At 69.9% G+C, this 24,720-nt stretch carries 27 protein-coding genes and 1 pseudogene; 8 read left to right on the top strand and 20 right to left on the bottom strand.

All coding sequences use genetic code 11. The features are described 5' to 3' along the window. Nucleotides 1-27 precede the first annotated feature (27 nt). The 3 genes from H4W81_RS38055 to H4W81_RS38045 all read right to left on the bottom strand — a co-directional run bounded on the left by H4W81_RS38055 (nucleotide 28) and on the right by H4W81_RS38045 (nucleotide 2,323). Complete coding sequence (locus H4W81_RS38055) at nucleotides 28-231, bottom strand: DUF397 domain-containing protein (RefSeq protein ID WP_192779226.1); 204 nt, start codon at nucleotides 229-231, stop codon at nucleotides 28-30. A 57-nt stretch (nucleotides 232-288) separates the two neighbouring features. Further along, the gene (locus H4W81_RS38050) at nucleotides 289-1,155 is read right to left on the bottom strand and encodes a DUF5753 domain-containing protein (RefSeq protein WP_192779225.1); all 867 of its coding nucleotides are present in this window, start codon (nucleotides 1,153-1,155) and stop codon (nucleotides 289-291) included. Nucleotides 1,156-1,588: 433 nt separating this feature from the next. Further along, nucleotides 1,589-2,323 carry a demethylmenaquinone methyltransferase gene (locus H4W81_RS38045; RefSeq protein ID WP_192779224.1) on the bottom strand — a complete coding sequence of 245 codons (735 nt, stop codon included), beginning with the start codon at nucleotides 2,321-2,323 and terminating at the stop codon, nucleotides 1,589-1,591. A 77-nt stretch (nucleotides 2,324-2,400) separates the two neighbouring features. On the opposite strand from H4W81_RS38045, the gene H4W81_RS38040 reads away from it, so the two are divergent. Then, nucleotides 2,401-3,582: a hypothetical protein gene (locus H4W81_RS38040; RefSeq protein ID WP_192779223.1), complete on the top strand. Its 1,182-nt coding sequence runs from the start codon at nucleotides 2,401-2,403 to the stop codon at nucleotides 3,580-3,582. Here the strand turns inward: H4W81_RS38040 and H4W81_RS38035 are convergent. After that, nucleotides 3,579-3,797, bottom strand: coding sequence for a DUF4229 domain-containing protein (locus tag H4W81_RS38035; RefSeq protein ID WP_192779222.1), 219 nt, complete (start codon nucleotides 3,795-3,797; stop codon nucleotides 3,579-3,581). The genes H4W81_RS38040 and H4W81_RS38035 overlap by 4 nt on opposite strands. Before the next feature lie 256 nt (nucleotides 3,798-4,053). Between H4W81_RS38035 and H4W81_RS38030 the strand changes: the two genes are divergently transcribed. After that, nucleotides 4,054-4,272, top strand: coding sequence for a BldC family transcriptional regulator (locus tag H4W81_RS38030; RefSeq protein WP_183652076.1), 219 nt, complete (start codon nucleotides 4,054-4,056; stop codon nucleotides 4,270-4,272). A gap of 190 nt (nucleotides 4,273-4,462) precedes the next feature. On the opposite strand, the gene H4W81_RS38025 is transcribed toward H4W81_RS38030, so the two are convergent. Beyond that, nucleotides 4,463-4,705, bottom strand: a complete 243-nt coding sequence (locus H4W81_RS38025) for a hypothetical protein (RefSeq protein ID WP_183652078.1) — start codon at nucleotides 4,703-4,705, stop codon at nucleotides 4,463-4,465. Between the two features lie 10 nt (nucleotides 4,706-4,715). Next, nucleotides 4,716-5,819: a hypothetical protein gene (locus tag H4W81_RS38020; RefSeq protein ID WP_192779221.1), complete on the bottom strand. Its 1,104-nt coding sequence runs from the start codon at nucleotides 5,817-5,819 to the stop codon at nucleotides 4,716-4,718. A gap of 180 nt (nucleotides 5,820-5,999) precedes the next feature. Between H4W81_RS38020 and H4W81_RS38015 the strand changes: the two genes are divergently transcribed. Then, the gene (locus tag H4W81_RS38015; RefSeq protein ID WP_225958991.1) at nucleotides 6,000-6,299 is read left to right on the top strand and encodes a PLDc N-terminal domain-containing protein; all 300 of its coding nucleotides are present in this window, start codon (nucleotides 6,000-6,002) and stop codon (nucleotides 6,297-6,299) included. Here the strand turns inward: H4W81_RS38015 and ccsB are convergent. From ccsB to H4W81_RS37990, 5 genes are read right to left on the bottom strand one after another with little or no spacing between them, the layout of a single operon-like run. Next, on the bottom strand, nucleotides 6,296-7,348 hold the full coding sequence (gene ccsB / locus H4W81_RS38010; protein ID WP_192779219.1) for a c-type cytochrome biogenesis protein CcsB: 1,053 nt from the start codon (nucleotides 7,346-7,348) through the stop codon (nucleotides 6,296-6,298). The two genes, H4W81_RS38015 and ccsB, sit on opposite strands and share 4 nt — an antisense overlap. Then, nucleotides 7,338-8,879 carry a cytochrome c biogenesis protein ResB gene (gene resB / locus H4W81_RS38005; RefSeq protein ID WP_192779218.1) on the bottom strand — a complete coding sequence of 514 codons (1,542 nt, stop codon included), beginning with the start codon at nucleotides 8,877-8,879 and terminating at the stop codon, nucleotides 7,338-7,340. Before resB ends, ccsB begins: the two co-directional genes overlap by 11 nt. After that, nucleotides 8,879-9,601, bottom strand: a complete 723-nt coding sequence (locus tag H4W81_RS38000) for a cytochrome c biogenesis CcdA family protein (protein WP_192779217.1) — start codon at nucleotides 9,599-9,601, stop codon at nucleotides 8,879-8,881. The genes resB and H4W81_RS38000 overlap by 1 nt, the downstream gene beginning before the upstream one ends. Next, nucleotides 9,594-10,163 (bottom strand): TlpA family protein disulfide reductase, encoded by a 570-nt coding sequence (locus tag H4W81_RS37995; protein ID WP_192779216.1) that lies wholly within the window; start codon nucleotides 10,161-10,163, stop codon nucleotides 9,594-9,596. Before H4W81_RS37995 ends, H4W81_RS38000 begins: the two co-directional genes overlap by 8 nt. 56 nt (nucleotides 10,164-10,219) lie before the next feature. Further along, complete coding sequence (locus H4W81_RS37990; protein WP_192779215.1) at nucleotides 10,220-10,852, bottom strand: histidine phosphatase family protein; 633 nt, start codon at nucleotides 10,850-10,852, stop codon at nucleotides 10,220-10,222. Nucleotides 10,853-10,903: 51 nt separating this feature from the next. On the opposite strand from H4W81_RS37990, the gene H4W81_RS37985 reads away from it, so the two are divergent. After that, on the top strand, nucleotides 10,904-11,746 hold the full coding sequence (locus H4W81_RS37985; protein ID WP_192779214.1) for an EamA family transporter: 843 nt from the start codon (nucleotides 10,904-10,906) through the stop codon (nucleotides 11,744-11,746). Here the strand turns inward: H4W81_RS37985 and H4W81_RS37980 are convergent. After that, complete coding sequence (locus H4W81_RS37980) at nucleotides 11,739-12,656, bottom strand: LysR family transcriptional regulator (protein WP_192779213.1); 918 nt, start codon at nucleotides 12,654-12,656, stop codon at nucleotides 11,739-11,741. The genes H4W81_RS37985 and H4W81_RS37980 overlap by 8 nt on opposite strands. Before the next feature lie 73 nt (nucleotides 12,657-12,729). On the opposite strand from H4W81_RS37980, the pseudogene H4W81_RS48020 reads away from it, so the two are divergent. Continuing rightward, nucleotides 12,730-13,536 (top strand): annotated as a pseudogene (locus H4W81_RS48020) (EamA family transporter); the annotation flags it as partial. A 41-nt stretch (nucleotides 13,537-13,577) separates the two neighbouring features. Here the strand turns inward: H4W81_RS48020 and hemL are convergent. From hemL to H4W81_RS37945, 7 genes are all read right to left on the bottom strand, one after another. After that, nucleotides 13,578-14,867, bottom strand: coding sequence for a glutamate-1-semialdehyde 2,1-aminomutase (gene hemL / locus H4W81_RS37975; protein ID WP_192779212.1), 1,290 nt, complete (start codon nucleotides 14,865-14,867; stop codon nucleotides 13,578-13,580). Nucleotides 14,868-15,032: 165 nt separating this feature from the next. Next, the gene (locus H4W81_RS37970; protein ID WP_192779211.1) at nucleotides 15,033-15,659 is read right to left on the bottom strand and encodes a bifunctional DNA primase/polymerase; all 627 of its coding nucleotides are present in this window, start codon (nucleotides 15,657-15,659) and stop codon (nucleotides 15,033-15,035) included. 135 nt (nucleotides 15,660-15,794) lie between these two features. Then, nucleotides 15,795-16,778 (bottom strand): porphobilinogen synthase, encoded by a 984-nt coding sequence (gene hemB, locus H4W81_RS37965; protein WP_192779210.1) that lies wholly within the window; start codon nucleotides 16,776-16,778, stop codon nucleotides 15,795-15,797. A gap of 10 nt (nucleotides 16,779-16,788) precedes the next feature. Next, nucleotides 16,789-18,294, bottom strand: coding sequence for a bifunctional uroporphyrinogen-III C-methyltransferase/uroporphyrinogen-III synthase (locus tag H4W81_RS37960; RefSeq protein WP_192779209.1), 1,506 nt, complete (start codon nucleotides 18,292-18,294; stop codon nucleotides 16,789-16,791). A 35-nt stretch (nucleotides 18,295-18,329) separates the two neighbouring features. After that, nucleotides 18,330-19,229, bottom strand: a complete 900-nt coding sequence (gene hemC / locus H4W81_RS37955) for a hydroxymethylbilane synthase (protein ID WP_318782280.1) — start codon at nucleotides 19,227-19,229, stop codon at nucleotides 18,330-18,332. Then, nucleotides 19,226-20,482, bottom strand: coding sequence for a glutamyl-tRNA reductase (locus tag H4W81_RS37950; RefSeq protein WP_192779208.1), 1,257 nt, complete (start codon nucleotides 20,480-20,482; stop codon nucleotides 19,226-19,228). The genes hemC and H4W81_RS37950 overlap by 4 nt, the downstream gene beginning before the upstream one ends. Beyond that, nucleotides 20,479-21,168, bottom strand: coding sequence for a redox-sensing transcriptional repressor Rex (locus H4W81_RS37945; RefSeq protein ID WP_318782279.1), 690 nt, complete (start codon nucleotides 21,166-21,168; stop codon nucleotides 20,479-20,481). Before H4W81_RS37945 ends, H4W81_RS37950 begins: the two co-directional genes overlap by 4 nt. A gap of 100 nt (nucleotides 21,169-21,268) precedes the next feature. Between H4W81_RS37945 and H4W81_RS37940 the strand changes: the two genes are divergently transcribed. Then, nucleotides 21,269-21,505: a glutaredoxin family protein gene (locus tag H4W81_RS37940; RefSeq protein ID WP_192779206.1), complete on the top strand. Its 237-nt coding sequence runs from the start codon at nucleotides 21,269-21,271 to the stop codon at nucleotides 21,503-21,505. Between the two features lie 2 nt (nucleotides 21,506-21,507). Here the strand turns inward: H4W81_RS37940 and H4W81_RS37935 are convergent, their stop codons facing one another. Further along, the gene (locus H4W81_RS37935) at nucleotides 21,508-23,100 is read right to left on the bottom strand and encodes a putative quinol monooxygenase (protein WP_192779205.1); all 1,593 of its coding nucleotides are present in this window, start codon (nucleotides 23,098-23,100) and stop codon (nucleotides 21,508-21,510) included. A 180-nt stretch (nucleotides 23,101-23,280) separates the two neighbouring features. On the opposite strand from H4W81_RS37935, the gene H4W81_RS37930 reads away from it, so the two are divergent. Both H4W81_RS37930 and H4W81_RS37925 read left to right on the top strand, forming a co-directional pair. Further along, complete coding sequence (locus tag H4W81_RS37930; protein WP_192779204.1) at nucleotides 23,281-23,931, top strand: sigma-70 family RNA polymerase sigma factor; 651 nt, start codon at nucleotides 23,281-23,283, stop codon at nucleotides 23,929-23,931. A gap of 74 nt (nucleotides 23,932-24,005) precedes the next feature. Beyond that, a complete protein-coding gene (locus H4W81_RS37925) occupies nucleotides 24,006-24,623 on the top strand; it encodes a DUF5667 domain-containing protein (protein WP_192779203.1) in 618 nt (205 codons plus the stop codon). Nucleotides 24,624-24,720 lie beyond the last annotated feature (97 nt).

Below are 24,720 nucleotides of genomic sequence, written 5' to 3'. Positions count from 1 at the left end.
AGTGAAATATCACTTTTCCGGGTGTTGTCAGTGGAACTCCCCGTTCAGCATCCCGGCCACGAAAGCTCGCCATTCACCTTCGCTGAACCGCAAAACCGCCTCATCGGGCGCCTTGGAGTCTCTGACCAGCGCGCCTCCCCCAGGGATGCGGGCGACCTCCACGCACTCGCCTGTCGGTCCGCTGAAGCTGCTCTTGCGCCATACGATCTCCTCCGAGGTCGCTGACTCCATGGCACATCCTCACTGTCGGGGGCAAAGAGGTGCATACCCCGACAGCGGGCGCGGGATTCACCGACTGAGCTCTCCGAGCATCTTCAGTGAATCCTCCTCGGTCAACGCCTCAGCGGACATCTGACGAAATAACTGCTCAACTCGGTACGTCTCGGTATATCGCTCCTCAAACACGGCACCAGTGGCGTGCTCGAAGTACACGAGGTCCTCGTGGATGCTGTCCAGCCCCGCCCGGGGCGGGAACTTCAGCAGCACGAACGCATGGGTCGACGGCCCGTGCGGCGCGTCGAGCGGCACGATGCGGACGGAGACGTTGGGCAGCTGCGCCATCTTGAGTATGTGCTGAAGCTGCTCGCGCATCACCTCGGGAGGGCCGAAGCGGCGGTGCAGCACCGACTCGTCGAGCAGGGCGTCCACCACCAGGGGTGAGGGCCCTTCCAGCAGCTGCTGCCTGCGCAGCCTGACGCGTACCGCCCGCTCGGCCTCGGCGGGTGGAATGGCGCTGAGCGGATGCCCGGAGCCGTTGACGCTCCGCGCGTAGTCGGCCGTCTGCAGCAGGCCGGGAACGGTGACGTTCTGCCAGGTGAGCATCGACTCGGCGCCGGCCTCGAGGCCGATGTAACTCATGTACGACTCGGCGAGAGAGTCTCCGTACGCCTCCCACCAGCCCTTCTCGCCCGCCTCCTCCGCCAGGGTGAGGAGCGCCTCACGGACGACCGGCGGCACATGGTAGAAGTCGGCCAGCAGGGCGACGTCGTCCTTGTGGGCGATCACCTGGGCTTTTTCCATGCGGGAGACCTTGGAGGACGACCCGTCCAGTACCTGGGCGACCTGGGTTCCCGTTACCTGGGCATCCTCGCGGAGTCGACGCAGCTCTGCGGCGAGTCGGCGTCGGCTGACGGTGGGGCTCGGCTCCCGCGCCACTCAGCTCTCCTCACAAGCGTGTCGAAGTACTACCCACCGCCCATAGGGATTGAACCCCTACAAAGGCGGGCATCTCTTCAATAATCCCAGCGGGAATTGCATGACACTTCCCGGAGGGAAAACCTCATCTTAATCCCCTACGCCGCGAAAAAGGCGGTGAATCCGATGAAGACGCGCGCACCTCCCACGAGCATCGAGCCGGATGTCCACGCAGACGACGCGGGCGGATGGTCGCCGCCCATCCGCCCGTAAGGTCCCGCAGCACCCGCGCACCTACGACAGGACATCGGAGCCGTGAGACATGACCAGAGTCACCCCCGGGCGCGGATCGCGCAAGGGGAGCTTCCTCCTCTGGAACTCTTCAGAGCCAGTCAGGAACCACGGGCGTCGAATCCATCGACGGAGAGGAGCTGCGAGCTCGGTCGTTCACTGTTCACGACCGAGAAGCTGACCCCTGGGGCTTGTAGCCCCGGTGCAGGGCGACGATGCCCAGGTTGAGGTTGCGCCACGCCACCCGCTCCCAGCCGGCCCGCTGGATGACCCGGGCCAGGGCCGGCTGGTCGTGCCAGTCTCGGATGGACTCGGCGAGGTACTCGTAGGAGTCGTCGTTCGAGCCGAAGACCTTGGCCACCTTGGGCAGCAGCTTCATCAGGTACTCGCGGTAGATCAGGTCGAACGACTTGACCGTCACGTGGGAGAACTCGAGGATCACCAGGCGGCCGCCCGGCTTGGTGACGCGGAGCATCTCGCGCAGCGCCTGCTCGGTGTCGTGCACGTTGCGCAGCGCCACCGAGATCGTGACGGCGTCGAAGGCGTCGTCGGCGAACGGCAGGTTCAGCGCGTCCCCGGCGATGAACGGCAGGCCGGGGCCGGTGAGCGCGTTGCGCCCCCTGCGCCTGACACCCGTGCTCAGCATGCCGATGGAGAAGTCGGAGGCGATCGCGCGGGCGCCCAGGCCGGTGAAGGCGTCGGTGGAGGTGCCCGTGCCCGCCCCGAGGTCGAGGACGATCTCGCCGGGCCCCGCGTCGACGGCGTCGGCGACGGCCTTGCGCCACAGCCGTACCTGACCGAGCGAGATGACGTCGTTCACGAGGTCGTATCGCCGGGCCGTGCGATCGAACATCGCGGCGACCTCATGCGGCTGCTTGTCCAACTGAGCTCGGGTCATGGGACAAGCCTAGGGCTTTAGCGGCAATAAACCTGAAGTAGCCACTCGATTACTCACTGTCTGCTAAGACTTGGCGAATGCTTGCCCGAACCACCCTCGCGGCGCTCCTCGCCGTCTCCCCCATCGCGCACGCGCGCGTGGTGTCGGCCAATCCGGTCGACAACACGCCCCACGTCCTCGACGGCATCGTCAACGCCATCGCCCTGGTCGGCGACACCGTCGTCGTCGGCGGTTCCTTCAGCGAGGTGAGCGACGCGCGCCGATCCATGACGCTGGACCGTGACAATCTCTTCGCCTACGACCTGCGCACGGGCGAGATCCTCCCCGACTTCGCCCCCGTGATGTCCGAGCCGGTCAACGCGCTGGCCGAGGGCGCGGGCGACACCGTCTACGTCGGCGGGAACGGGCTCGTACGGCTGCGCCTGTCCGACGGCTCGGTCGTGCGGAGCTTCAACCCCAGGGTGAGCGGAGGCACGGTCTCCACGCTGGCCAGAAAGGGGTCGAAGCTCTACGTCGGCGGCGACTTCACCCGGCCGAGACTCGCGCTGGCCAGGCTCAACGCCACGACCGGCGTGGCCGACACGAGCTTCGCGATCACGCCCGGCCATCCGCGCACGCCGAGGGTGCGGGTCCACGCGCTGGCGGTGAACCGCGATCGCCTGGCCGTCGACGGCAGCTTCACCACGCTGAACGGCCTGTCCAGGCCGCAGCTCGGCCTGATCGACATCAGCGCGGTGAACGCGAAGGTGGCCGACTGGCGCACCGACGCCTATGCCGCCGACTGCATGGACGTCTTCCCCTCCTATGTGCGAGGGCTCGACTTCGCCCCCGACGGGAGCTACTTCGCCGTCGTCACGACGGGCGGGCCGGGCGGCAGGAGGAAGCTGTGCGACACCGCGGCCAGGTTCGAGACCTACGCGCGAGGCCAGCGGGTCAGGCCCACCTGGGTCAACCACACGGGTGGCGACTCGCTCTACTCGGTGTCAGTGACGGGATCGGCCGTGTACGTGGGCGGACACCAGCGCTGGATGAACAATCCAGGCGGCCGCGACTCGGCGGGCCCCGGAGCGGTGCCACGTGAGGGAATCGCCGCCATTCATCCCGTCACGGGAAAGGCGCTCGGCTGGAATCCCGGCCGTGAGCGTGGCATCGGAGTCAAGGCATTTCTGGCCCACCCCGGCGGACTACTCGTTGGTAGTGACACAACGCGACTCGGACGGGAGTACCATGCCCGGATTGGCATGTTCCCCCTGCCCTAGTCGTCCTCCGGCTTCGGCCGGTCGATCTTGTCACTGATGCGTGCGCTCATGGCGTCACGCTGCTTGGACAGCAGGACGTAGCTGGCTATCCCGCTGATCACGAACGCCACCGCGATCAGCACCAGCGGGTGGCGGAGGTTCAGCAGATAGAGCACACCCAGAGTCACGAGGAACAGCCCGATCCGCGACGCGGTGTAAACGAGTACAGGATGCACACGTCGAGGTTACTCGGCCCCCTGGGCCGGTCGCTCTACGCACCGGGCGCGAGCGCTGCTACTGTTCCCAGTCAGGCGCTTTCGTAAAGAAACACCCACGAGAGCCCCAAAGAGGCTCTATCATATAACAATCGGGCAGTCAGCTGATAACAACCCGTGATCTTTGTAGAAAAGCACGGATAAATCAGGGTTCGCTCGACACACTGGGTACCTGTCCGCCCGCTGGCAGGAAGCGGGATGCGAGGGGGAGAGATTGGTGGAGAGTAGCAGCGAGCGTCTGCTGACGCCGGGAGAGGTAGCCGCCCTCTTCCGGGTAGACCCAAAGACGGTGACGCGCTGGGCCGCGGCAGGCCGCATCAGTAGCATCCGTACCCCCGGAGGGCACCGTCGCTTCCGCGAATCGGAAGTACACGCCCTTCTGCGTGGCGAGGACGTTCTTACGGCCGACCGGCCTGGTGAGTCCCCGCGCGTCTGACGTTCCGTCAGCCGGTGATCCTGCTAGTCACAACCCGCAGGGTCACCGGTTCGGATGATCGGCGTGTACGGCAGGCGCGCCCAGACCCACCCGCCGTTCGTGGCCGAGGCCTGTCCTCCCACGCCGCTCCAGCGGACTCCGGCCGGCCGCCGTCACGTCGCATGGTCAGCCCGGCGAGCCGTCATGCCCTTCAGGTCTCCTCCTGCTGCGACTTGAAGGCCAGGAACGCGCGTTCCAGCTCGTCGTTCTCCTCCTCCCAGCGCCGCCGCCGCTCGGCCAGCTCCTCCTCGGTCAGCGCCTCGGGCAGCCACCGCTCGTAGTCCGGATCGCCGGGCTCCACCTCGACGTACGCGTTGCCGATGAGCCGCCCGTCTTCGCTGGTCAGGCTCTGCGGCACGCGCAGAGTCCCGTCAGCGAGCCGGATCACGTACATGGCTGATCACCTAGATTCCGTAGCGCCGGTTGAAGAACAACATGACATTGAGCGCCATCCGCGTGTCACCGCCCAGCATGTCGACCAGGGCGGGCCGCTGGCGCGAGGCGATCGCCGCGAAGGCGTCCGCGAAGAACTCCTTGCGCCCCAGCCCGCCGCCCTGCCGGTGGAAGGAGGAGGCCAGCAGGGGTTGGGCCTGCTCGTAGAGTGCCACGAACTCCGGCGAGTCCGACACCCAATCCCCATGAGGGGAGTCGACGTCATCGATGGCATGGCCGACCTCGTGCATCATCACGTCGGGCGTGGGCGAGGGGCGGTCGCCAACGACGATCTTGCGGTCGCCGTACGCGCCCGCGCAGATGTCCCACGACGCCCGCCCCGAGGGCAGCGGCGCGCCGCGCAGGTAGCCCATGTCGTCGAGGTCGGGCACGCCGCCCTCGCCGACGTAGATGCCCTCGAGACCGTCGGCGAGCAGCTCCTTGAGCCGCTCGGGCAACCTGGCCAGGCTCTCGACCGCCCGCACCGCGTCGGCCGACGGCGGCCCCTGTCGCGCGTCCCACTGGCGGTGCAGGATGCCCTCCAGCCACCCGCAGTGGGCCAGGCCGTCGCCCCTGGCGGGCGCGTCGGGCCTGTTGGGCTGCGCTCTCGGACGTTCGTCGACCCGCTCGAAGTCCTGCCAGGTGTACTGCGGCCGGTCGACGACGGAGGCGGCGTACCGCGAGCCCTTCTCCGCCTGCCGGGGCGCGTCGCGGCGCTCGCTCGTCCCTCTGTCCCGCGTGTCTCCGCCCACGGGCCGTCCCTGCGTTCCCGGGGGCCATGAGCGCCTCTGCTGTTCGCCGGCCCGCTCCTCCGGCCGTTCCTGCGCGGCCTTCCGCTCGACGGCGGGGCGGGACTGCTCCCGCCGCGTGCCCGACCGGTTTCTGTCCTGCCGTCCGCCGAACAGGCCCCACAACGCGCCCGAATCGTCGTCGCGCTCGGGCCGGTCGCCGGCCCAGAACGACTCGCGCGGCGCGTCGGAGCGGCGGGACGAGAGGTAGGAACCGCGCCGCCACCAACGGCTCCCCCGCCGATGCCGGCCCCTGTCGCCTGACCGCCTGTCGTCAGAAAAGGCCATCGCACCTCTCCACGACCCTGGAGCCCGCCGGACCAGGAACCTGGGGTCACCGGCCCGGCGCCGCCTTTGGTCGGACTGCCGGGAAATCAGCCTCCACCGTACGCTGCCGATCTTCCCGAGTCACCCGAAATGGGGCAGCTCGGCGACACGATCACGCGATCCATGGCCTACAGTGCGGGCATGCCTAGCGTGCTTCTCGGCCTGGCGGTGCTGGCCTTCTGGCTCTACTCCCTGTTCGACGTCATCACGACCCCGGACGAGGAGGTCAGGAACCTGCCGAAGGTCCTCTGGGTCCTCGTCGTCGTCCTCGTGCCCCTGGTCGGCAGCGTCTTCTGGCTGCTGCTCGGCCGTCCCACGCGCTCTCGCCCGCTGCGCATGCCCGGCCGTTCGATCAACGACCTGGTGGAGCCACCGCGCGGGCCCGACGACGACCCCGACTTCCTGCGCGACCTCGACCGCCGCATGCGCGACGACGACTAGCCGCCGACGTCGGCGTAGCTGTGCAGGCCGCCGAGGAAGATGTTGACGCCGACCAGGTTGAACAGCAGGCAGGCGAAGGCGATCAGCTGCACGACGGTCGCGGAGCGGCCCTTCCACCCCGCCGTGGCGCGGGCGTGGAGGTAGGCGGCGTAGGCGATCCAGGTGATGAACGCCCAGATCTCCTTCGGGTCCCAGCCCCAGTAACGACCCCACGCCTTGTCGGCCCACAGCGCTCCCGCGATGACGGCGAAGGTCCACACGGGGAAGGCGAAGACGATCGCCCGGTGCGCGACCCGCTCGAGATCGGCCCGGGTGGGCAGGCGCGAGAACCCGTCACGGCGGATCAGGTAGAGGATGCCGGAGACCCCCGCCACGGTGAACAGTCCGCTGGCGACGATCGCGGCCGAGACGTGGATGGCGATCCAGTAGGAGTTCAGCGCGGGCACGACCGGCCCCGCCGGGACGTGCAGCCAGATGACGGCGAAGCCGAGACCGAGGGCGGCCGTCACCATGACGAACGCGCCCAGGAAGCGGACGTTGCTCCGCAGCTGCGTGACGAGGAAGGCCGCCACCGCCGCGAGGCAGATGGAGACCACGAACTCGTACATGTTGCCCCACGGCCAGCGGCCGACGGCCAGCCCTCGGGTGATGACGGAGCCGAGGTTGGCGGCCAGGCCCAGCCAGGCCAGCAGCACGCCGATCCCGCCCGCGATCGGGGCCCAGGACGGCGGCTCCGGCGACCGGACGACCACGCCGTCCGCACCGTCTCCTTCACCGGGCTTCGAGGCGGCCAGGGCGGCTGACGAAGCTCCCGCGGCCACGGAGCCCGCGGCGGCCAGCGCCTCCTTTGCCGCGCCCGCGGCCACGTCCTCAGTGACGCCCGACTCGGTGACGCCCGACTCGGTGACGGTGATCGCGGTGGCGCCGGTGTTCGTGCGGGCCCGGCCGAAGGCCAGCTCCAGCGCGAACCCGACCATCGCGGCCAGGTACAGCAGGACGGTCCCGAGGACGAGGTCGTCGCTCAGTCCTGCGAGTTGCTCAGCGGACATCCTTCTCTCCTGCGGATAGGACCTTGACGATGTCGGCGAACTCCTCGTCGAAGCCCGTGCCCGACCCCTCGGTGCGCGTCAGCCCGCCCACGTCGGCCGTGCCGTCCTTGATCCGGACGAACACGCGGCGACGGCGGATCATGAGCGACAGCACCAGGGCGACGGTCGCGAGCCCGGAGGCCAGCAGCGCTGGCATGCGTCCAGGGTCGTGGGCGATCTGGAGCGTCATCCACTCCTTCACACCGGTGAACTCGATCTTCCCAAGGCCGTCGGGAAGGTCGAAGGACTTCCCCACTGCCAGGGGCGGCGGTGCCTTCGACCCCATGACCAGCGGGTTCAGCTTCTTCATGACGTCGTCGGGCGCCAGCTGGTAGACCGACTGCGGCTTGCCCGAGCGCACCCCGAGGTCGCCGGAGAATGCGCCGACGATCTTCGCCTCCGGGTTCAGCTCGCCGGGGAAGGCCGAGACGTGGCTGCCGTCGGTGAGCCGCACGCTGGTCGGGAGGAACTGCAGCAGGAACCCCAGCTGCTCCGGCTGGGCGTCGGGCACCTTGACGACGCAGCCCGAGGTCAGCGTCGCCTTGCTCTCGATCAGGCACGGCACCGGCCCGTCGAAGGCGACCTGGCCCTTGCCGTCGGTGACCTTGAACACCGGCGCGTAGCCGTGGCCGATCAGGTAGGTCTGCGTGCCGTTGACCTCGAGCGGCTCGTTGACCTTGAGGTCGAAGTCGTAGGCGTCGTTGACCCGCAGCTTGGCGGTGTAGTCGAGCTCCTGGCCGCGCTTGTCGCCCGTCACCTGGTAGCTGGCCTGGAACTCCTTCAGCGTGAAGTGGAACGGCTCGAGCGACTCGGCCGAGACGCGGCTGCCGGGCATGTAGCGGTCGTAGGCGGCGACGGTGTTGGCGAACCCGTCACCCTCGACGACCAGCACGTTGCCGCGGTAGCCGTACAGGGAGCCGATGCCGACGGCCACCAGCAGCCCCAGCAGGGCGACGTGGAAGAGCAGATTGCCGGTCTCGCGCAGGTAGCCCTTCTCCGCCGACACCCAGCCGGGGCCCGTGACCACCCTGAAGCGCAGCTTCCGCAGCCGGCGGGCCGCCTCCTCCTCGTCCGGCCCGCCCTCGACCTTCGCGTGGTACGGCAGGCGCGACAGGTTCTTGGGCGCCGTGGGCGGCTTGCGGCGCAGCTCCTTCAGGTACGTGGTGGTGCGCGGGAGGACGCAGCCGATCAGCGAGGTGAACAGCAGCAGATAGATGGCCGCGAACCAGGGAGCGGTGAAGACGTCGAAGAGGTAGAAGCGGTCGTACCACTCGGCGAGCTCGGGGCTGTTCTGGTAGACCAGCGCGACCTTGTCGGGCTCGACCGAGCGCTGCGGCACCAGCGAGCCGGGGATGGAGGCCAGCGCGAACAGGAACAGCAGCACCAGCGCGGTCTTCATCGAGGTGAGCGTGCGCCAGAACCAGCGCAGCCACCCCACGAACCCGAGCCTGGTGGGCTTGGGCGTCTCCTTCTGGATCTCGTCGACCGTCATCAGATCACCGGCTCGAATCCGCCGATCCACGTCTGCATGCCAGCGATGATCTGCCCCCAGACTCCGGTGACGAGCAACACGCCGACGGCGACCAGCATGCCGCCGCCGATCCTGGTGATGAGCTGCGAATGCTTGCGGATGGCGCGGAAGGTGCGCAGCGCCCTGCTGTAGGCGAGGGCGGCGATCACGAACGGCAGGCCGAGCCCCGCGGCGTAGGCGACGGCGAGGAAGGCGCCTCTGGCCGCGCTGCCCTCGTTGTAGCCCAGCGAGAGCACGACGGCGAGGGTGGGGCCGATACAGGGCGTCCAGCCGAGGCCGAACACCACGCCGAGCAGCGGCGCGCCGGCCAGGCCCGCGCTCGGCACCTTGTGGATGCGCACGTCGCGCATGAGCCCGGGGATGACCCCCATGAAGGACAGGCCGAGCGCGATCGTCAGGACGCCGACGATCCTGGTGATCACGTCAGCGCTGCCGTACAGGGCGGAGCCGAGGCCGCCGAACAGCGCGCCGCCCGCCACGAACACCACCGCGAAGCCGAGGACGAACAGGCCGGTGCCGAGCACCAGCCGGCCGCGCTTGGGATCGGCGCTCATGCCGGTCACGTACGACAGGTAGCCGGGGACCAGCGGGAGCACGCACGGGGAAAGGAACGACACCAGCCCCGCCAGCACCGCGATCGGCACGGCCAGCAGCAGCGAACCCGAGGCGACGACGTCACTCATCGCGCACCTGGGTGACGGCTTTGAGCAGGTCGTTGTACTTGACCGCGCCGAGCGCCCGCGCCGCCACCCTGCCCTGCTCGTCGATGATCAGCGTGGAGGGGATCGCGGCGGGCGGGACGGTGCCCTGGAAGGAGAGCGCCACCTTGCCCGGCTGGTCGAAGATGCTGGGGTAGCCCGGCTGCTCGGTGCGCTCGAAGGCCAGCGCGTCGGCCTGGCGATCCTTGAAGTCGATGCCGATGAACTCCACGCCGCTGGCCTTGGTCTTGGCGTAGATGTCCTTGAGCACCGGCGCCTCGGCCCGGCAGGGGCCGCACCACGACGCCCAGAAGTTGAGCACGACGACCTTGCCCTTGTGCGCGGCGACGGAGGCCTTGGCGCCGTCGAGCGTCATGCCCTCGACCGCGGGCGCCGCCTTGCGGTCGGCCGCGGGGAACACGGTGACCTTGCCGTCGCCCGCCACGAACCTGGTGTCGCCCGCCTGTGGCTGGCCGCTGACGTTCCCCGCGCAACCGGAGACGGCGAGCAGGGCCGCGAGGGCGAGAGCTGAGGATTGAGCGCGCACGGGAGAAGGATCTCCTTGTACTACAGCCGGTAGAGCTTGTAACTCTACCGGCGGGATCACGCGCCCGGGACGCTGGGGCGGCCCTTGAGAAGCGCCGCGGCCGGCTCGCTGTAACCGATGCTGACGAGCCGGTCGCCGTCGAAGGTGAACGTGGTCAGGCTGGCGAGCGCGCACTGGCGGCGGCGTGGATCGTGCCACAGCCTGCGCCCTTCGGCGGCCACCCTGATCATCCAGATGGGCAGCTGGTGGCTGACCAGCACCGCCTCGTGCCCGCGGCTGGCCGCGCGCGCGGTGTCGACCATGTCGCGCATGCGCGCCACCACCTCGGTGTACGGCTCGCCCCACGACGGCCGGCCCGGATGCCAGAAGTGGCGGTAGTTGCGCGGGCTCCTGACCAGGCGGGCGATTGGCCTGCCCTCCAGCACGTTGCCCGCCTCGATCAGCCGCTCGTCGATCTCGACGTCGAGGCCGAGCTTGGCGGCGAGCGGGGCGGCGGTCTCCTGGGCGCGCTCGAGCGGGGAGCTGTAGACGCGGACGATGTCGCGGTCGGCCACGGCCTTGGCGACCGTCTCCGCCATGAGGAGGCCGGTCTCCGACAGGCGGTAGCCGGGCAGCCTGCCGTACAGGATGCCCTTGGGGTTGTACACCTCTCCGTGCCGCAGCAGGTGAACGACGGTGGTCTCAGCCATGGTGGCCCCACCCTATCCGTTCGCGTCGGCCCGCCCTGCGAAAGTGGACCGGTGAACCCTCTCGCGCTCGCCCTCGTCCTGGTCGCCGCCGTCTCCCATGCCGGATGGAACCTGCTGAGCAAGCAGGCGGCCAAGGCCGACGCCGTTGTGTTCCTGTGGCTGGTCGCCGCCGCCTCGACCGTGTTGTGGACACCTGCCGCGCTGGTCACGGGCGCCGTGCCGTCATGGCGGATGGTGCCGTTGATCTGCGTGAGCACGGCGCTGCACCTGGCCTACTTCGTGCTGCTCCAGCGTGGTTACCGCCACGGCGACCTGTCGGTGGTCTACCCGGTGGCGAGGGGCACCGGGCCGATGCTGGCCAGCGCCGCCGCCGTGCTGTTCCTCGGGGAGCACCCGACACACCTCGGCGTCGCGGGCATCCTGCTGGTGGGCATCGGCGTGTTCCTGCTCAGCGGGGGCGGCGTGGGAGACGTCAGGGGGCTGCTGTTCGGGCTGATGACGGGCGTGTTCATCGCGGGCTACACGCTCTGGGACGCCCAGCTGGTGAAGGAGTCCGCGGTCGCGCCGATGGTGCTGATCTATCTCGGCGAGCTGTTCAGGATGCTGGCGATCACGCCGTTCGCGCTCGGCGAGAGGCGACGGCTGGTCGCCGAGGTGTGGCGCGAGCACTGGACGAAGGTGCTCGGGGCGGCCGTGCTGGTGCCGCTGTCGTACCTGCTCGCGCTGTTCGCCTTCAGGCTGGCGCCGGTCAGCGTGGTCGCGCCGATGCGGGAGGTGAGCGTGCTGATCGCGGTGGTCATGGGAGGGCGGCTGCTGGCCGAGGGCGACCTGCGGCGCAGACTGCTCGCCGCAGGGGTCATCCTCGGCGGGATGGTCGCGATCGCGGTCAGCTGATCCAGCCGGTCTCCAGCTCCCTGCTGGCGGCCACGAGCGCCTCGACCGCGGCCCGGATGGCGGGCCGGCGGGCGGCGTCGGTGCGCCACAGCGCGTAGATGCGCCGGGTCTGGCGCGGCATGATCGGCACCATCCGCACGCCCTCGGGGATGTGGACCCTGCCGAGCCTCGGCACGATCGCGCAGCCGAGTCCCGCCTCGACCAGCGCCAGCTGGGTCGGGTACTCGTCGGCCATGCAGGTGATCTCCGGCTCCAGCTCGGCGCTGCGCAGGGTGAAGACCAGCCAGTCGTGGCAGATCGTGCCGGGCGAGGAGCTGATCCACCTGTCGCCGCTCAGCTCGGCCAGCGCGACCTCCCTGCGCTCGGCCAGCGCGTGCGTCGCGGGCAGCGCGACGTCCGCGATGTCGTCGAGCAGCGTCGCCCTGGACAGCCCCTCGGGCACCGCGATGGGCCTGTTGAGCCAGTCCTGGACGACGACCAGGTCGAGCTCGCCGCGCGCGACCTCCCTGATCTGGCGCTCGGGCTCGCGCTCGCTCAGGTGCACGGCCAGGTCGGGATGGCGCTGCTGGAGCAGCGTCAGCGCCTGCGGCATGAGCCCTCGCGCCGCGGTCGGGAACGCGCCGATGTTGAGCCTGCCGACGACGGCTCCCCGCAGCGCCTCGAAGTCGGCCTCGGCGGTCTCCACCAGGGCGAGGATCTTCTCGGCGTGCTCGGCGAGCAGTCCGGCGGCGTCGGTGAGCTTCACCCCTCGCCCGTTGCGTTCGAGCAGCGTGGCGCCGGTCTCGCGCTCGAGCTTCGCGAGCTGCTGGGAGACCGCGGACGGGGTGACCATCAGCGCGTCGGCGGCGGCGCCCACCGACCCGTAGACGTGGACGGCGTGCAGCGCCTTCAGCCGGTTCAGGTCAAGCATGTAGCCATTCTAAACCTTTCACCTAAGAAAGTGTTGCTTGTGCTCAAGTGTCTTGTCTGGTGAGCATGGTGGAATGCGTCTCAAGCACGTCCTGCTCGCGATCGGACTGGCGGCCGTCTGGGGGTTCAACTTCGTCGTCATGGAGGTCGGGCTCCAGCACTTCCCGCCCCTCCTCTACGCCGCGCTCCGGTTCGCCCTCGCCGCCTTCCCCGCGCTGCTGTTCGCGGGACGGCCCGGCGTGGCCTGGCGGTGGATCGTCGGCGTGGCCGCCGCGGTCGGCGTGGGCCAGTTCGGGCTGCTGCTGGTCGGCATGCGAGCCGGGATGCCGCCCGGGCTCTCCTCGCTGGTGCTGCAGACCCAGGCGCTGTTCGTGGTGGTCTTCGCGGCGGTGCTGCTGGGCGAGCGGCCGGGGACGCGCAGGATCGTCGGGCTGGCCGTCGCCTTCGCGGGCCTGGCGATCGTCGCCTACGACTTCGGCGCGGGCGGCCCGTTCGGCGCCTTCCTGATGTGCGTGGGCGCGGCCGCCTCCTGGGGCCTGGGCACGGTCATCCAGCGCAAGGCCGCGCCGCCCGACTCGCTGCGCTTCATGGTGTGGGTGAGCGCGCTGTCGGCCCCGCCCCTCCTCCTGTTGTCGCTGGCGGTGGAGGGGGTGCCGCACCTGACCTTCGCGTGGGAGGGGGTGGCGTCGCTGATGTACGTGGCGTTCATCTCGACGCTGGGCGGGTTCGGCGTGTGGGGATGGCTGCTGAAGCGCTACGACGCGTCGACGGTCGCGCCGTACACGCTGCTCATCCCGGTCTTCGGCCTGTCGTCGGCGGCCCTGGTGACCGGCGAGAGCATCTCGTGGGTGAAGCTGCTCGCCGGGGTGCTCATCGTCTCGGGCGCGCTGTACGCGGGCACCAGGCCCCGCGCCGCCCGCGGCTACGCCGCCGAGGCGGCGGCCCTGGCGGCCACGGGCAGCGCGTCGACGATCAGACCGACCGCCGCCTCGTCGTGCGCGGCCGACAGGAACCACGCCTCGTACGCCGAGGGCGGCAGGTAGACGCCCTGGTCCAGCATCGCGTGGAAGAACGCGGTGTAGGCCTTCGTGTTCTGCGTCTGGGCGGCGGCGAAGTCGGTCACCTCCCGATCGGTGAAGAAGATCGAGAAGAGGCTGCCCGCGCTCTGCAGCCGGTGCGGCACGCCCTCCGCCGCCAGCGCCTTCGAGGCTGCGGCCGAGACCGCCGCGGCCGCCGCGTCGATCCTGGCGTAGGCATCGTCGTCGAGGCCGCGCAGCGTGGCCAGGCCCGCGGCGGTGGCCAGCGGGTTGCCCGACAGGGTGCCCGCCTGGTAGACGGGGCCCTCGGGGGCCAGGTGCGCCATCACGTCGGCCCGCCCGCCGAAGGCCGCGGCGGGCAGCCCGCCGCCCATGACCTTGCCGAACGTCATGAGGTCGGCCTCCACCGGGTCGAGCCCGTACCAGCCCGCGCTCGACACCCTGAAGCCCGTCAGCACCTCGTCGACGATGAGCAGGGCACCGTTGGCCGCGCACAGCTCCTTCAGCCGCTGGTTGAAGCCGGGCAGCGGCGGGACGACGCCCATGTTGGCAGGGCACGCCTCGGTGATCACGCAGGCGATCTCGGCGGTGCGGAAGGCCTCCTCGACCGCCGTCAGGTCGTTGTACGGCAGGACGATGGTGTCGGCCGCCGCGGCTCCCGTGACGCCGGGCGTGTCGGGCAGCCCGAAGGTCACCACGCCCGAGCCCGCCGAGGCGAGCAGCGCGTCGACGTGGCCGTGGTAGCAGCCGGCGAACTTGATGATCTTGGAGCGTCCGGTGAAGCCGCGGGCCAGCCGTACGGCGCTCATCGTCGCCTCGGTGCCCGAGCTGACCAGGCGTACCTTCTCCACCGGGGCGATCCTGGCCACGATCTCCTCGGCCAGCTCGACCTCGCCGGGGGTGGCGGTGCCGTACGACAGGCCGTGGGACAACGCCTCGGACACGGCCGCCACGACGGAGGGGTGGCGGTGGCCCAGGATCATCGGACCCCACGAGCAGACCAGGTCGACGTAGCGGTTGCCGTCGACGTCGGTGATGTAGGGGCCATCGCCCGCTGCCATGAATCGCGGCGTTCCCCCTACGGCGCCGAACGCCCTGACGGGAGAGTTGACACCGCCGGGGACGATGGCGCGGGCGCGCTCGAAGAGTTCCTCTGAGTTCTGTGTACGGCTCACGCGCTCCAGCCTACGATCCCCACCCCCTGCTATCTCCGGAGGCCGCACGTGGACACAGGCGGACGTCTCTAGGGGGGCGGTCGAGACCTCGCGTGGGCACGGGTGGACGTCTCTTCGGTGGCCGGGCGGCGGAGGAGGTCCCGGCCGGGGATGGCGCTGGGCGGGTCAGACGAGCCAGTCGAGGACGCGGAGCGGGTCGGGGAGCGGGCGGCCGTCAGGGGGCCGCAGCCAGGAGGTCGGCTGGCCGGTCGGCAACGTGGACGGCGGCGCCAGGACGAAGCTGTCGCGGCAGTGCCAGCGCAGCCCCGGCGTGTCGTCGATCGTGGTGGGGGCCACGTCGAGGCTGCAGGACCACCACTCGTCCTCGTCCTCGGGGTTGCCCCGGGTGGCCACATAAAACAGCACCCGGTCACCGTTGGCGGCGACCGGGCCTGAGGGGAAGTCAGCGGCGTCCATGCGGGCCAGCGCGGTGAGCCCGGCGGCCAGTGGTACGTCGAAGACGTCGAACACGCGGCCGGTGGGGAGGATCACATTGGCCTCGGGCTCGCGCTGCCACCAGCGGGTGAGCAGGGCGGTGTCCGTCGTGGCCTGGAGGCTCCACGCGGGCGAAAGGGGGTGCGCGCCGGGGTCGGGACAGCCGATGCGGTCACACGAGCAGGCGCGGGACCCCCGGCGCAGCGGATGGGCGCCTGGCACGCTGGCCCAGCCCAGGGCCGCGTACTGCAGGACAGAGTCGATGCGCGTCGGCCGCGTCCGCCTTTTGGTACGCCGAGCGAGTGGTACCCCCACCATTGGTGTCTCCCGTTCGAGTCCCCGTGCGTGAGAAGAGGTCCCCGGGCACAAGACAAGGCTTCACAAGGGACACACCAGCACTTGTCCTCGCACTCTAACGCATACGTCCCATGACCCGACGGCAAACCCCCACGTTCAGATTCTGCGAGCCACTTCCGCCGCCCAGTACGTGAGAATCAGGTCCGCCCCGGCGCGGCGGATCGCGACCAGCGACTCCATGATCGCCCTGTCGCGGTCGATCCACCCGTTGGCGGCGGCGGCCTCGATCATCGCGTACTCGCCGCTGACCTGGTAGGCCGCGACCGGCACCTCGACCGTGTCGCGGACCTCGCGCAGGATGTCGAGGTAGGCGAGGGCGGGCTTGACCATGACGATGTCGGCGCCCTCCGCCAGGTCGAGCCGTACCTCGCGCAGCGCCTCGCCGCGCGGGCCCGCGGGGTCCTGCTGGTAGGCCTTGCGGTCACCGAAGTCCTTGGGGGTCTCGACCGCGTCGCGGAAGGGCCCGAAGAAGGCGGAGGCGTACTTCGCCGCGTAGGCCATGATCGGGATGTGGGCGAAGCCCGCCGCGTCGAGACCGGCCCTGATGGCGCCGACCTGGCCGTCCATCATGCCGCTCGGCGAGACCATCTGGGAGCCGGCGCGGACCTGGGCGAGCGCCATGGAGACGTAGCGGTCGAGCGTGGCGTCGTTGTCGACCTCGCCGTCGGGGGTGAGGATGCCGCAGTGCCCGTGGTCGGTGACCTCGTCGAGGCAGGTGTCGGCCATGACCACCAGCGCGTCGCCCACCTCGGACACCACGTCGCGCAGCGCCCGCTGGGTGATGCCCTCGGGGTCGTCGGCGGCGCTGCCGTGGCCGTCCTTTACGGCGGGGATGCCGAACAGCATGACGCCGCCCACGCCCACCTCCGCCGCCTCGCTCACGGCCTTGCGCAGCGAGTCGCGGGTGTGCTGGACGACGCCCGGCATCGAGCCGACCTGCTGGGGCTCGCTGATGCCCTCCTTGACGAACACCGGCAGGATCAGCTCGGCCGGGTGCAGCCGGGTGCCCGTCACCATCCGCCGCATGGCGGGCGTACGGCGCAGCCGCCGCGGACGGGCGGCGGGAAACTCAGCGGTCATGGGGGTCCCCCTACTTGGTGCGCCTGCGTGCGCCCCTGCGGTTCTGCGACGGCCTGCGCGGGATGTCGCCCGCCTCCAGCGCCGCCTGCCTCTGCTTACGACCGTACTCGGCCAGCGCGGCCGCCAGCGCGGAAGCGGAAGGCTTGTCGGCCATCACGTCGACGCGCAGCCCGAACTCCTCGGCCGTCTTGGCGGTCTGCGGCCCGATGACCGCGATGACCGTGACGTTGTGCGGCTTGCCCGCGATGCCGACGAGGTTCCTGACCGTGGAGGACGAGGTGAACAGCACCGCGTCGAACCCGCCCCCCTTGATCGCCTCACGGATGGGCGCGGGCGGAGGCGCGGCGCGGACGGTCCGGTAGGCCGTGACGTCGTCGCACTCCCAGCCCAGCTCGGTCAGCCCCGCGACCAGCGTGTCGGTGGAGATGTCGGCACGCGGCAGCAGCACCCTGTTGATCGGGTCGAGCATCGAGTCGTAGGGCGGCCACTCGGCGACCAGCCCCTCGGACGACTGCTCGCCCGAGGGCAGCAGGTCGGGCTTCACACCGAACTCGACCAGCGCCTGCGAGGTGGCGTCGCCCACCGCCGCGACCTTCAGCCCGGCGAAGGCGCGGGCGTCGAGGCCGTACTCCTCGAACTTCTCCCGCACCGCCTTGACGGCGTTGGCGCTGGTGAAGGCGACCCACTCGTAGCGGCCGGTGACCAGGCCCTTGATGGCGCGGTCCATCTGCTGCGGGGTGCGCGGCGGCTCGACCGAGATCGTCGGGACCTCCTCGGGCACCGCGCCGTAGGAGCGCAGCTGCTCCGACAGGCCCGCGGCCTGCTCCTTGGTGCGCGGCACGAGCACCCGCCAGCCGAACAGCGGCTTGGTCTCGAACCACGACAGCTGGTCGCGCAGGCCGACGGCCTCGCCGACCACGATCAGCGCGGGCTCGGTGAACCCCGCGTGCTTGAGGTCGGGCTGCAGCCTGGCGAGCGTGGTGGCGACGGTGTACTGCTCGGTCGTGGTGCCCGCGCCGCTGACGGCGACGGGCGTGGAGTCGGGCTTGCCGTTCGAGATCAGCGCCTTGCCGATCGCCACGGCCTGGTCGATGCCGTTGTAGATGACCAGCGTGCCGGGGCAGGTGGCGTGGGAGGCCCAGTCCTGCTCCTGCGCGGCGTCGACGATCCTGAACTCGGGCACGTCGGAGGCAGGGGGGATCCCGGCGTACGCGAGCACGGCCGTGGCGGGCGGCACGCCCGGCACGATCTCGAAGTCCACCTCCGCCGCGGTGCAGGCCGCGACCTCCTCGGTGATCGAGGAGAACAGCATCGGGTCGCCCTCGCACAGGCGCACGACGAGCTGGCCCGCCTTGGCACGCTTCACGAAGTCGCCCTGGACGACCTCGACGCCTTCCTTGCAGTACTTGAGCAGCGGGCCGAAGGCCTCCTGGTCGAGCACGACGGCGTCGGCCCTGCCCAGCAGCTCGGCGCCGCGGAGCGTGAGGAGGCCCTCGTCGCCTGGGCCCGCGCCCACGAAGGCGACGAAAGCGGAGGTTGGACTATCGGAGCTCAATGGGAATGCTCCCCCATCAATCTGTCGGCCCCTTCGGCGATCATGGCGGCCGCGAGATCGCGGCCCAGCTCCATGGCCTCCGAAGGAGAACCGGCGGCGGACTTGCGCACCGCTTCGCGGCCGTCGAGCGCGACGACCGCTGCGGTCAGGTTCAGCGTGTGCCCGTCATCGAGGGCGAAGGCGCCAACCGGGGCCGAGCATCCCGCCTCGAGAGCGGACAGCACCGCGCGCTCGGCCGTCACCGCGGAACGGGTCCGCGGATCGTCGAGCACGCTGAGGAAGTCGACCAGGTCAGACCTGGTCGAGAGACACTCTACGGCCAAAGCGCCCTGCCCAGGTGCGGGCAGCAGCTCCTCGACCTCGAAGATCTGGGAGATCTCCGCCTGCCTGCCGATGCGGGTCAGCCCCGCGGAGGCCAGGACGACAGCGTCGAGCTCGCCCGAGGCGACCTTGCCGATGCGGGTGTCGGCGTTGCCGCGGATCGGCACGTAGTCGAGGTCCTGGCGCAGCGCGCGCAGCATCGCGATGCGGCGCGGCGAGCCGGTGCCCACCTTCGCACCGGGCGCGAGGTCGGCGAACTTGAGCCTGCCCACCAGCGCGTCGCGCACGTCGTGCCGCTCGGGAAGCGCCGCCAGTGTGAAGCGCGGGTCCTGCTTGGTCGGCAGGTCCTTCAGCGAGTGGACGGCGAAGTCGATCTCGTCCTCGACCAGCTTGTCGCGCAGCGCGCTGACGAACACGCCGGTGCCGCCGAGCTGCGACAGCTGGGCCTTGGTCACGTCGCCGAACGTCGTGATGCCGACCAGCTCGATCGTCTGGCCGGTCTTCGCCGTGTAGAGATCGGCGATCATCTGCGACTGGGTCGTCGCCATGAGGCTTCGACGGGTTCCCAGCTTCACAGGTCCACCCTCCTCACGGCCTCAGGCTTCTTCGGATCCAGGTCGAACAGCTCGCGCAGCGCTTCCGCATAATGATCACCTGCGGGTGAGGTCGCGAGCCTCTTGACACGCACAGTCGGCTCGTGGAGCAGTTTGTCCACCACGCGCCGCACGGTCTGCTCGACCTCGTCGCGGGCCCTGCCCTCGAGCTCGGGCAGGCGCATCATCAGCCTGCCCAGCTCCGCCTCGACCACGTCGGCGGCCTTGCTGCGCAGCGCCACGACGGTCGGGGTGACCCGCGCCGCCCGCTCGGCCGACAGGAACGCCTCGAGCTCCTCGGCCACCAGCGCTCTCACGGCGTTCACGGGGCCGCTCTCGGCCGCCCCGACGCCCGACTCCCTGATCGTCTCGAGGTCGACGAGCGTGACGCCGGGCAGCTCCCTGACCGCGGGGTCGATGTCGTGCGGGAGCGCCAGGTCGAGCAGGAAGACCGGGTGCTGCAGCATCTCCGGCGTGATCGTGTGGTGGCCCGCGCCCGTGCAGGAGATGACCAGGTCGGCGTCCTGAAGCTCTCGGGGGACCTCGGACAGGTGGACCGCCCTGCCGCCGACGGTCTCGGCCAGCCGTACGGCCTTGGCGAAGGTGCGGTTGGCGACCACGACGTCGGTGATGCCCACGCGCGCCAGCGTGGCGACGGCGAGACCGCTCATCGCGCCCGCGCCCACGACCAGCGCGCGCCGGCCGGTCAGGTCGCCGGCGAACGACAGGCCCGCGGTGACCAGGGAGGCGCCGGCCCGGTCGATGCCGGTCTCGGAGTGGGCGCGCTTGCCGACCCTCAGCGCCTGCTGGGCCAGCTCGTTCAGGGTCGCGCCGACCGTGCCGTGCTTCTGCGCCAGCTTGAGCGCCTGGCGGGTCTGGCCGAGGATCTGGCCCTCGCCGACGACCATCGACTCCAGGCCGGCGGCGACGGAGAAGATGTGCTCGACCGCGCGGTCCTCGTAGTGGACGTACAGGTGCGGCGTCAGGTCGTCCACCGGCACGCCCGAGTGCACGGCGAGCAGGTTGGTGATCGAGGTCAGCGCCGGGTGGAAGCGGTCGACCGCGGCGTAGACCTCGACCCTGTTGCAGGTCGAGACGACCATGACCTCGGCGACGTTCACCTCGGTGTGCACGTCGTGCAGGAGCTTGACCAGCGCGTCGCCGGAGACCGACACGCGCTCCAGAAGGGCCACCGGAGCGCTCCGGTGGCTGAGCCCGATAACAAGAACACTCACTGGCTGTCCACGGCCATAAGTGGCCCCCCACTCATCCGATCCGCTTTGCGCTGCTCGTGGAACGCAAGGATCTGCAGCTCGATCGATAGGTCGACCTTACGGACATCGACAGTGTCGGGCACCGAAAGCACGACGGGGGCGAAGTTCAGGATGCTCGTCACCCCGGCCGCGATCACCCGGTCGCACAACTCCTGCGCCGCGGCCGCTGGGGTGGCCAGCACGACGATCGAGACTCCGCGTCTCTTGATGACGGCTTCCAGTTCGTCGATGTGCTCAACATTCAACCCCGCTATGTCGTCGCCCACGATTTCGGGGTCGGCGTCGAGCAACGCGGCGACTCTGAATCCACGCGAGACGAAGCCGCCGTAGTTGGCCAGGGCGCGGCCGAGGTTACCGACTCCGACGATGGCCACCGCCCAGTCCTGGGTCAGACCGAGTTCACGGGAGATCTGGTAGACGAGGTACTCCACGTCATAGCCTACGCCGCGCGTGCCGTACGAGCCGAGATGTGACAGATCCTTGCGGAGCTTGGCGGAGTTGACTCCGGCCGCCGAGGCGAGGTCCTCGGAGCTCACCGTCGCGATGCCGCGCTCGGCCATCCCGTTGAGCGCCCGCAGGTACAACGGCAGCCTGGCCACCGTCGCCTCAGGGATGCCGCGGTCACGCGGTTGGGGCTGACGCATCACGTGCCGGGACTCCTTGGGACTTACGCGATCGGTATCGTGGCCGTCTTTCAGACTAATCCCTTTGTGAACCGACGCACAAAGTCGTGGCTATGGTGGGGGCATGCACCAGATCACATTGCTGGGCAAGCCCGGCTGCCATCTCTGCGACGACGCCCGGACGATCATCTCCAGGGTCGCGGCCGAGCTGGGGGTGCCGTGGGAGGAGATCGACATCAACTCCTCACCCGAGCTGACGGAGAAGTACTGGGAGATGATTCCCGTCACACTGGTCGACGGCGTGCAGCACGACTTCTGGAAGGTGTCGGAGGCGCGCCTGCGCGCGGCCCTGACCGACTGACCTCAGAGCTGGAACGCCGTGGGCAGCGGCACCACCTTCGCGGCGTTGACGTTGAGCTCGATGACGTTGGTGGCCAGCACCATCGACTGGCGTTCGGTGAGGAAGCGCTCCACGTGCGGCTGGCGCTGGTGGTCGACGTAGGCGACCTCGTCCCGGTAGAGCTCGTAGACGATGCGCTGCAGCGGGGCCGACTTCACCGCGTGGCAGGCGTAGACCAGCGTGTCGGGCTCGCTGCGCCGTACGGCGTCGACGGTCTCCTCGGCCAGCCGGTCGAAGGCGTCGCCGGAGCCGTCCATGATCGTGAAGACGGTCAGCAGGCCGTAGATGTTCGGCGAGGGGCGGGACGTGCCCACGGCGGGGGCGGTGTGGGCGCCGGTGCCGAACGCGGGGCTCTCCGCGCCGGGGTAGATCTCCGCTCCCGGGTACAGCGAACCGGTGCCCGGCATGCCGTACTCGGGCTCTCGGGCGGCCCTGCCGTAGCCCTGGGAGGCCGCCAGGCCGTCGGGGACACCGAACATGCCGGTCTCGGGCGCCGCCTGCGGAGCCTGGGGCTGAGGGATGCCGTGGGGGCCGGTCTGCGGGCCCCCGCCCTGGTGCGCGCCGCTCGGATGGGCGCCGCTCGGATGGGTGCCCGTGTGGTAGCCGTTGCTCTGGGGACCGCTCTGCGGAAGGGGCGCGTCGGCGCCGTTGGCCGACATGACGTAGCCGGTGGCGGGCCCCGCGGCGAAGGCGTCGGAGGCGGGCGACATGCGCGCGGCGTAGTCGATCTCCTGCTCGCCCGCCCGGTACTCGGCCACCAGGTCGCCCAGTCCTGACCTCCGGGGCTGGGCGGGCGCGGGCGCCTGAGCGGGCTCCTGAACGGCTCTGCGCCCGGAGGGGCGGGTCTCCCAGGCCTCGTCGTCGATCTCGTCCTCCTCGTCGTCGTACGGCGCGAGCGGGCGCAGCACGGCGTACCAGACCGCGGCCGCGGCGACCAGGAGCAGCGCGACGGTGAAGACGGCCGGCACGCTGAAGCGCACGGCGCCCACCAGCGCGATGCCGCTGGGCGCGATCACTAGGGCCGCGTGCATGTTGTCGGTGTCGTACTCGTCGCCCTTGCGCCAGCGCAGGCCGGCCACCGCCAGGCAGCCCAGCATGACCAGCACGACCAGGGCGTGCACGCCGGTCAGGACGGCGCCTGCGACCAGGCCCCAGTGGCTCGCCGCGGGCAGGGTCTCGGTCTGGAACTTCGCCTCGTCGCGGATCGGGTCGAGAACGACGATGTAGGTGGCGACGATGGTGGTGGCGGTGCCGAGCAGCCAGGTGGCGAAGCTCACCCTGCCCTTCTCCGCGAGCAGCTGGATGAGGCCGATGGCCAGCCAGAGCGGCGCGAGGAGGGCTCCGAACAGCTGGTAGAGCCTGAAGGTGAGGGCGCCGAACGACGTGAGGCCGCCCAATCCGATCACAGCCAGTGACACGCACAGTGCGACCGCGGCCACCGTCCAGGCGATCAGCCAGCCTTCACGCTCTTCTTGGAGGCGGCGCACCAAGGCGTACGCGGCGATCCCTGCGAGCAGAGCGCCGGCGAACGCGATCACTGCGACGAGGAGTTCCATGGTGCCCCCAATGCTGCCGGACATCACCTCCCAACCGGTAGCCGAAGAGGGAAGCTGGTTGGTCCACACGGTATCCGCGGGTTACAGGTAGTCATGCCGGGCCCAGTGTGGATTGTGGAATTTCCAGTTGATTTCTAGAGTGTTCGAGCACGCCGCACCCCTTACCCCTAGGGATACCGGATGCCTGAATCGTGGTCGTTCGCCGGGCTACTTCCTCCAGCGGCCGTTGGAGGAGCACGGACGAGCGAGCTTGTCGTGCGCGAAGACGCCCAGGAGGCGGACCACGGCGAGCTGCGCGCGCTGGTCCTGCGGGCGAAAGCCGGCGACAGCGACGCCTTCGGAACGCTCTACGACCGCTATCTGGACCTCGTCTATCGCTACATCTACTTCAGGGTCGGCTCCCATCCCCTCGCCGAGGATCTCACCAGCGAGACCTTTCTTCGCGCGCTCCGCCGGATCAGCGACTTCACCTGGCAGGGCCGTGACTTCGGCGCCTGGCTCGTGACCATCGCGCGGAACCTGGTCGCCGACCATTTCAAGTCAGGCAGGTACCGCCTGGAGGTCTCGACCGCCGAGGTGCTGGACGTGCCGCTCGAAGGGGCGCACATCCCGGAGAACGCCGTCGTCACGGCGATCATCAACGACCGCGTGCTGCGAGCGGTCCGTGACCTCAATCCCGAGCAGCAGGAATGCGTCGTCCTGAGGTTCCTGCACGGACTGTCACTCGCGGAGACCGCGCTGATCATGGGGAAGAAGAGTGGAGCGATCAAAGCGCTGCAGTTCCGTGCGATTCGCTCGCTGGCCAGGGCCCTCAAGCCCGATCTGGCGTAACCTCACCCGGCGGCAGGTCGTTAGGCAAGTATCACCACCAGTAGATCACCATCCGGGGGCGGCAGGGAGCGTTCATGGGTAGGTCACGGCATCGGCGCCATGATGACCTTCTGCGCCAACTCACCGACCTGGGGGACAATCTCCCGCTGGGCCCCGGTCCCGATCCGGCGTTCAGAGCCAGGCTGCGCGAGACCCTCATGTCCGAGACCTTCGCCGCCGCGCCCGTCCCCGAACGGCGCAGGCAGTGGCGATGGCTGACCCCCGTGCTGTCGGCGGGCATGGCGATGGTGATGGTGCTGTCGGTCATGGTGACCTACAAGGCGGTGCCCGGCGACCTGCTCTACCCGCTCAAGCGCGCGGCCGAGGGCGCGATCTACGACCTCAACCCCGACAAGGCGGACGGCGAGCTGGAGGCGGCCGCGAAGCGGGCCGAGGAACTGAGGGCACTGCTCGACGCCGGCGGAGGCGGACCGCACGTCGGCGCCACGCTCCAGGAGATGGAGGAGAGCACGCGCTCGGCGATGGAACGGATGGACAGGGCGGCCCCCCGGGACCAGGAGAAGATCAACAAATTCGTCGAGGAGCAGCACAAGGCGGTCGACCCCATGCTGGAACGGCTCAACGACGTCGACCAGGAACAGGCCAGCGGCTACCTCGACTACATCGACGGCCTCCGCCTCCCTGCCGGCTGAAACCGGGGCGGCGGGACGATGGCGGCTGAATCCGGGGTTTTCGGCCGGGGCGGCGGGCTCTTCCGCGGGGCTTCGCTGACATGTGCCGGTTAAGCTG

It is taken from the genome of Nonomuraea africana (genome assembly GCF_014873535.1).
GTDB classification, from domain to species: domain Bacteria; phylum Actinomycetota; class Actinomycetes; order Streptosporangiales; family Streptosporangiaceae; genus Nonomuraea; species Nonomuraea africana.
The sequence above is the reverse complement of the archived record's forward strand: the minus strand, read 5'-3'. Positions and strand labels throughout refer to the sequence as shown.